Source organism: Streptomyces daliensis (assembly GCF_054782395.1).
In genome coordinates, this window is the sequence record NZ_BAAGSO010000056.1 from 1 (window position 1) to 6,987 (window position 6,987).

The 6,987-nt window shown below is 70.5% G+C and carries 5 protein-coding genes and 1 pseudogene; 3 read left to right on the plus strand and 3 right to left on the minus strand.

From position 1 onward, the window contains the following. Nucleotides 1-655, plus strand: a pseudogene (locus tag ACYVOO_RS11670) (RNA-guided endonuclease InsQ/TnpB family protein); the annotation flags it as partial. 178 nt (nucleotides 656-833) lie between these two features. Here ACYVOO_RS11670 and ACYVOO_RS11675 read toward each other — a convergent pair. Together ACYVOO_RS11675 and ACYVOO_RS11680 are read right to left on the minus strand one after the other, a co-directional pair. After that, nucleotides 834-1,385, minus strand: a complete 552-nt coding sequence (locus ACYVOO_RS11675) for an ATP-binding protein (protein ID WP_461015583.1) — start codon at nucleotides 1,383-1,385, stop codon at nucleotides 834-836. Between the two features lie 372 nt (nucleotides 1,386-1,757). Then, complete coding sequence (locus ACYVOO_RS11680) at nucleotides 1,758-2,138, minus strand: STAS domain-containing protein (protein WP_453351243.1); 381 nt, start codon at nucleotides 2,136-2,138, stop codon at nucleotides 1,758-1,760. Nucleotides 2,139-2,397: 259 nt separating this feature from the next. On the opposite strand from ACYVOO_RS11680, the gene ACYVOO_RS11685 reads away from it, so the two are divergent. Together ACYVOO_RS11685 and ACYVOO_RS11690 are read left to right on the plus strand one after the other, a co-directional pair. After that, a complete protein-coding gene (locus tag ACYVOO_RS11685; RefSeq protein WP_461015580.1) occupies nucleotides 2,398-3,330 on the plus strand; it encodes an RNA polymerase sigma factor SigF in 933 nt (310 codons plus the stop codon). Between the two features lie 359 nt (nucleotides 3,331-3,689). Continuing rightward, nucleotides 3,690-5,402: an APC family permease gene (locus tag ACYVOO_RS11690; protein WP_461015581.1), complete on the plus strand. Its 1,713-nt coding sequence runs from the start codon at nucleotides 3,690-3,692 to the stop codon at nucleotides 5,400-5,402. A gap of 80 nt (nucleotides 5,403-5,482) precedes the next feature. Here the strand turns inward: ACYVOO_RS11690 and hutI are convergent, their stop codons facing one another. Then, nucleotides 5,483-6,679, minus strand: coding sequence for an imidazolonepropionase (gene hutI, locus ACYVOO_RS11695; protein WP_461015582.1), 1,197 nt, complete (start codon nucleotides 6,677-6,679; stop codon nucleotides 5,483-5,485). Nucleotides 6,680-6,987 lie beyond the last annotated feature (308 nt).

The following is a 6,987-nucleotide window of genomic DNA, read 5'->3' on the forward strand; positions in this document are numbered from 1 at the left end:
ACCGGCGCGGTGATCGGTATCGACTGGGGCGTGCGGGAGACGGCCACCACCACCAGCGACGCCCATGACCTTCCCCACCCGCAGCACGGGCGCACGGCGGCGCACAAGCTGGCCCGGTACCAGCGCATGATGGCCCGCCGCCGCCCGGCCAGGGGACAGGCGGCGTCGAAGGGCTACCGCGAGGCGAAACGGCAGACAGCGAAAGCGCACCAGAAGCTGACCCGGCAGCGCCGCGAGACCGGCCGTAAGTGGGCCAAACGTGTCGTCCACGACCATGACGCCCTGGCCGTGGAGGACTTCCGCCCGAAGTTCCTGGCGAAATCGACCATGGCCAGGAAGGCCGCCGACGCCGCGATCGGCGCCACCAAACAAGCCCTGGTGGAGATGGCCCGCAAGCACGGGCGCATCCTGCACCTGGTCCATCCCGCGCACACCACCATGGACTGCGCACGGTGCGGAGCGAGAACCAAGCACGCACTCCCCCTCTCCGAAAGAACCTATGCCTGCACCACGTGCGGAGCCGTCTCACCCAGAGACAAGAACTCCGCACGTGTGATGCTGGTCCGGGCTGGTCTGCACCCCGGCTAGCGCTGATCGTGCAAGCCCTGTACGCCCGCCGGGCCGCAGGCAACGTGAGCTAGAAATCCCCCTCATCCACGAAGGGGAGGCGTCAAAGCAAGGATCCTGCGCCCGAAGGGACGCAGGAGGAAGGGGAGTTACCGCGCGTAAGCGCGCTCGCCGTCGGCATCAGGCCACGACGAGGAACAAGAGGAACAAGAGGAACAAGGGGAGGAGGGACGGGGAAGCCTGGGGCCGGGGAACCGGCGCCGGGCTCAGTTGGGCGCGGCCAGCTCCGCCCAGACCGTCTTGCCGGTGCCCTCGGGGTTGCGTACGACGCCCCAGTCCAGGCAGAGCCGCTGCACGATGAACATGCCGTGGCCGCCGGGCCGCCCCGCGCGGTGCGGCGTACGGGGCGCGGGCGAGCCGCTGCCCAGGTCGACGATCTCCAGGCGCAGCACCTTGGGGCCGCTGCCGACCCGCAGCTCCTCGGGGCCCTCGGCGTGCAGGCAGGCGTTGGTCACCAGCTCGGAGACGACGAGGAGCACGTCCTCGGCCGCCGCGCGCTGGTCGCCGGTGGCCGCTGGCAGCCAGCCCCAGTCCTGGAGCGCCTGCCGGGTGAAGTCCCGCGCGCGCGGTACGGCGCCGCTGACTCCGGCGAGGCGCAGCCTGCGCACCTGGCGGATGGGGCGGCCCTGTGCGGTGGCCCCGCCCTCGTCCGACGCCTGGCCCGAGGGACCCGGCGCACCAGAGGCACCGGAGGCGCCAGAGGCACCCGAGCCGCCGGACCCGCCAGGAGTCCCTGTAGCGCCGGAGGAGCCGGGCACGCCGGGCGTGCCGTGCGTCCCGCGACCACGGGAGCCGGGTCCTGGACCCACACCCCCGCCCTCGCCGCTCTCGGCTCCTGGCACGACGCCCCCGGCCTCCGACACGGCGGCGGTCGCCGGTGCACCCTCGCGCTCCGGGCCGCAGTCGCCCGCCGGGTGCGGCCGGGTGGTGCTCATCAGTGGTTCACCTCACCGATCACCGATTTACCGTTTCGTCGCCTCGTGCCGGCCTGGTCGAGCGGCTTGACGAATGTCTGACAGATTCAGGGGTCTCCTGCCCTACCGGACCGTGAGAACACCCACGGATTCGGATGGACTGGTGTGATGCGCGTAACGCCCCCGTGACCTAGGGGTACGGAGATGTCGCGGGGATTACACCCCGGGCGCGCTCGCGAGCGCCGCATCAAGATCATCGTGCACCGTGAAGACGGCTTCCGCACCTGTGATCTCGAAGACGCGCGCGACCACCGGCAGCATCCCGGCGAGATGGACCCCGCCGCCCGCGGCCTCGGCCTTGAGCCGGGCCCCCAGGAGGACGTTCAGGCCCGTCGAATCGCAGAACTCCAGCCGCGAGCAGTCCACGACCAGGCGGCTGTAGCCCTCCTCGACGCTCTGCTCCAGCGGCTCGCGCAGCAGATCGGCGGTGTGGTGGTCCAACTCACCCTCGGGCGTCACCACGGCACTGACCCCCTGGTGCCGTACGTCGACCGTCAGCCGGCCCCGGCTGGTGCTCCCGGGCATCCCGCGGTCCATGCACACCCCTTCTGGTTGCGTATGCGCCTTCACTGCTGCCCCCCGACAAGCGGTTCGAACCCTACGCCTTTGCCGCCACGTTCGGTAGCTGAACAACCCACACATTGGCGCAAATTCGGACATAAAGGACTTGCCATGCCCGCGCGTGAGCGGGTAGGTCTAGAAGGGACAGAAGCAAGACAGTGGCTTTGGAGGCGCCGCACACCGCAGTGCACGTCACGGCTTCGGCAGCCATATGCCGAGAAATGATGGAGGACACATGTCACCCCGGCTCGATAACGGGATATCGGAATCGACCGACCAGGCCGCCCCGGAGGTACCGGAAGAGTACCGCCCGGAAGAGCTCCCGGAACCCACGAGTCCGGACACGGTCGAGGACCTCTTCGACCAGCTCCAGCTCCCCGAGATCCCGCCCTACGACGAGGTGGGCCCGCTTGACGCGCGGGCGCTGTCCAAGACCCTCTTCGGCCGCCTTGAGCACCTGGAAGAGGGCACCCACGAGTACGCGTACGTACGGAACACCCTCGTCGAGCTGAATCTCGCCCTGGTGAAGTTCGCGGCCTCCCGCTTCCGCTCCCGCAGCGAGCCGATGGAGGACATCGTCCAGGTCGGCACGATCGGCCTGATCAAGGCGATCGACCGCTTCGAGCTGAGCCGCGGCGTCGAGTTCCCGACCTTCGCGATGCCGACGATCGTCGGCGAGATCAAGCGCTTCTTCCGCGACACCTCCTGGTCCGTGCGCGTGCCGCGCCGCCTCCAGGAGCTGCGCCTCGACCTCGCCAAGGCCGGTGACGAACTGGCACAGCGGCTCGACCGCGCCCCCACCGTCGAGGAACTCGCCCAGCGGCTCAACCTCTCCGCAGAGGAAGTCGTCGAAGGCATGGCGGCCAGCAACGCCTACACCGCCAGCTCCCTCGACGCGCAGCCGGAGGAGGACGACACCGAGGGCACCCTCGCGGACCGCATCGGCTACGAGGACCACGGCCTTGAGGGCATCGAGTACGTCGAGTCGCTCAAGCCCCTCATAGCCGAACTCCCGCCGCGCGACAGAAAGATCCTTTCGCTGCGTTTCGTGGCGAACATGACGCAGAGCGAGATAGGCGAGGAACTCGGCATCTCCCAGATGCACGTCTCACGGCTGCTCTCGCGGACCCTGGGCAAGCTGCGCAAGGGCCTGATGCTCGACGAGTGAGATGACGTTTCGCGCGTACGTGTGATGCGGACGTCCGTGGGTGGGCCGTCCCGGTCTTGTGGCACCGGGGCGGCCCACTACGTGTTTCCGGCGCCCCTCCGGCGCCGTTTTCCCGGCGCGCGACGGGTGGCCGACGGGTGGTTCCCGACCCCCGCCAAGGGTGGCGTTTCTCACTGTGCCACAGCAAAGTTCGTGGAATTGGCACGTACTTCAGCGTGAGAGCATTGCCAGGTTCTGACCCGCCGACGACCTTGTGAACAGCGGACCGCGGCCCCTGCCGCCCTATCGGCTCTCCCTGATTTTTCCACTCCGGGGTGCGGTTCGTGCCTACTCACGGAGGCGAAGGGAGACCCGGAAACTTGGCCAGCACCCCCACGAATCCGCAAGGCAGTTACCGCCGCTCGCTCGGCACCCTGGCACTCACCGCGACGGGCCTCGGCTCGATCATCGGCTCCGGCTGGCTCTTCGGGGCCGAGCGGGCCGCCGCCATCGCCGGACCGGCCGCGATCCTGGCCTGGGTCATCGGCGCCGTGGTCGCGCTGACCATCGCCCTCACCTACACCGAACTGGGCTCCATGTTCCCGCGCGCGGGCGGCATGGTGCGCTACGGCCAGTACTCGCACGGCTCGCTCTCCGGCTACCTCGCCGCGTGGGCCAACTGGATCGCGATCGTCTCCGTCATACCCGGGGAGGCGACCGCCTCCGTCCAGTACATGAGCTCCTGGTCCTTCGACTGGGCGCACGATCTCTACGACGGCAAGGAGCTGACCGGCACGGGCGTCGCGCTCGCCAGTGTGCTGCTGGTCTTCTACTTCTTCCTCAACTGGTTCGCGATCACGCTGTTCGCGAAGACCAACACCGCGATCACCGTCTTCAAGGTCGTCGTCCCGGTCCTCACCGCGGGCGCCCTGATCGCCGCGCACTTCGACACCGGCAACATCAAGGACAACGGCGGCTTCACGCCCAACGGCTGGAGCGCCGTCTTCACCGCCGTCGCCGTCTCCGGCATCGTCTGGGCCTACAACGGCTTCCAGTCGCCGATCAACATGGCCGCCGAGGCCCGCACCCCGGGCCGTTCGCTGCCCAAGGCCGTCATCGGCTCCATCGTGATCGCGCTGCTCATCTACCTGGCCCTCCAGGTCGCCTTCCTCGGCGGCGTGCCCGCGGCCGACCTCAGCAACGGCGAGGGCTGGGCGGGCCTCTCCTACGACTCGCCGCTCGCCGATCTGTCGCTGGCCTGGGGCCTCAACTGGCTCGCGATGCTGCTGTACGCCGACGCGTTCATCTCGCCCTCCGGCACCGGCATGATCTACGCGGCCACCACGTCGCGCATGATCCACGGCGTCCAGGAGAACGGGCATCTGCCCGGCGTCTTCGGCCGCGTCGACAAGAAGACGGGCATCCCGCGCCCCGCGCTGGTGCTCAACCTCGTGATCTCGTTCCTCTTCCTCGCCGTCTTCCGCGGCTGGGGCTCGCTGGCCGAGATCGTGTCCGTGGCGACGGTCATCTCGTACATCACGGGCCCCGTCGCCGTGATGTCGCTGCGCCGCCTGTCGCCGGGGCTCGCGCGGCCCGTGCGGCTGCGCGCCATGCCCGTCGTCGCGCCGCTGGCGATGGTCTTCGGCTCGCTCGTCCTCTACTGGGGGCGCTGGCCGCTCACCGGCAAGGTCATCCTGATCATGGCCGTCGGCCTGCCCGTCTGGGCCTGGTACGAGCTGCGCAAGCCGTGGGCCGAGCTGAAGCCGCACCTCAAGGCGGGCGCGTGGATGGTCGCGTACCTGCTCGTGATGGCGCTGGTCTCCTGGGCGGGCGGCACCGAGTTCGGCGGCAAGGGCTACCTCGCGCCCGGCTGGGACCTGCTGGTCGTCGCCCTCCTCGGGCTCGCCTTCTACTGGTGGGGCATCCGCAGCGCCTGGCGCAATCCCTCGCTCGTGCGGATCGAGGAGGAGATGGCGGCGGAGGCGGCGGCCGAGGCGGCCGAGTCCGGGTCCGGGTCCGGGTCCGGGTCCGGGTCCGACTGCAGGGGCGGTCCCGAGGGCGGCACGCCCGTGCGGGAGCCCGCGGGCGTCTGAGACCCCAGCGGTATGTGACGGCGGCGGCCCGTGAGCGCGAGACGCTTACGGGCCGCCGCCGTCGTCGTGGGGGCCCGTGGCTATGCGCCGACGCGCTGTCCCCGCCGCCACACCTCGCTGACGAGGGGGACGCCGGGGCGGTAGGCGAAGTGCACGTGGGAGGGCGCGTCGAGGAGGGCCAGGTCCGCGTACGTGCCGGGTGCCAGCCGTCCCACGTCGTCCCTGCGCAGCGCCCGCGCGCCACCGGCCGTCGCCGCCCAGACCGCCTCGTCGGGCGTCATGCCCATCTCGCGCACCGCGATGGCCACGCAGAACGGCATCGACGAGGTGAACGACGAGCCCGGGTTGCAGTCCGTCGACAGCGCGACGGTGGCACCGGCGTCCAGGAGGCGCCGCGCGTCCGGGTAGACGGCGCGCGTCGAGAACTCGCAGCCCGGCAGCAGCGTCGCCACGGTACCTGTGCGCGTGTCGCTGCCGCTCCAGCTCTGGGCGAGCGCGTCCACGTCTGCTTCGGTGAGGTGCGTGCAGTGGTCGGCCGAGGCCGCGTCCAGCTCCACGGCGAGCTGGACGCCCGGCCCGTACGAGAGCTGGTTGGCGTGCACCCTCGGCACGAGCCCCCTGTCCCTGCCCGCGGTGAGGATGGCGCGCGCCTGGTCCCCGTCGAACGCGCCCTTCTCGCAGAACGCGTCCACCCAGCGCGCGTACGGGGCGCACGCGTCCAGCATCTCGCCCGTGACCAGCGCGACATAGGCCGCGGGATCGTCCGCGTACTCCGGGGCGACGATGTGGGCGCCCAGATACGTCACCTCGTCGGTGTGCGCGGCGGCGACGCGCAGGGCGCGGGCCTCGTGCTCGGTGGTGAGGCCGTAGCCGGACTTCGTCTCCATGGTGGTCGTGCCCTGGCGCAGGGCCTCGTCGAGATGCGCGCGCAGATTGCGGGCCAGCGCCTCGTCGGTCGCCTCGCGGGTGGCGGCGACCGTCGTACGGATGCCTCCGGCCGTGTAGGCGTTGCCCGACATGCGGGCGTTGAACTCGGCGGTGCGGTCGCCTGCGAAGAGGAGGTGGGAGTGGGAGTCGACGAAGCCGGGGATCACGGCGCGGTGCGTCGCGTCGTACGCGGTGTCCGCGGCGGGCGCCTGTGCGGCACCCCCCACCCACACCACCCGCTCCCCCTCCACCACGATGGCGGCCTCCTCGATGATCCCCAACTCCCCCTCTCCGAGGGACGGTTCGTTGGTGACCAGCCTGCCGATGTTGTCGATGAGCGTCGTCGTCATCGTCTGTTCCTCCGTCGGGGTTCCGGGTGGGGTGTTCGTCGGGGGTGTTGCGCGGGACGGTGGGCCGGTGTGGTGGGTGCCGTAGGGTCCCGCGCTGATTTTTGCGCCGTGGCACGGGGGCGCTGCGCGTGTGGCTTGGCGTCGTGTTCGGCTGTCTGGCCGGTGGCTTCGGCGCGGCGTGTGGTTGCGGTGCGGTGCGGCTGGCGCCGCGTGGTTCTTGGCTTGCGCCGGTGGTCGTGGGGTTGCTGTGTGGTGGGGGTCGGTGCCGCGCCGGGGTGTCTCCTCGGGCGGCGACAAGTGCGGGTCGG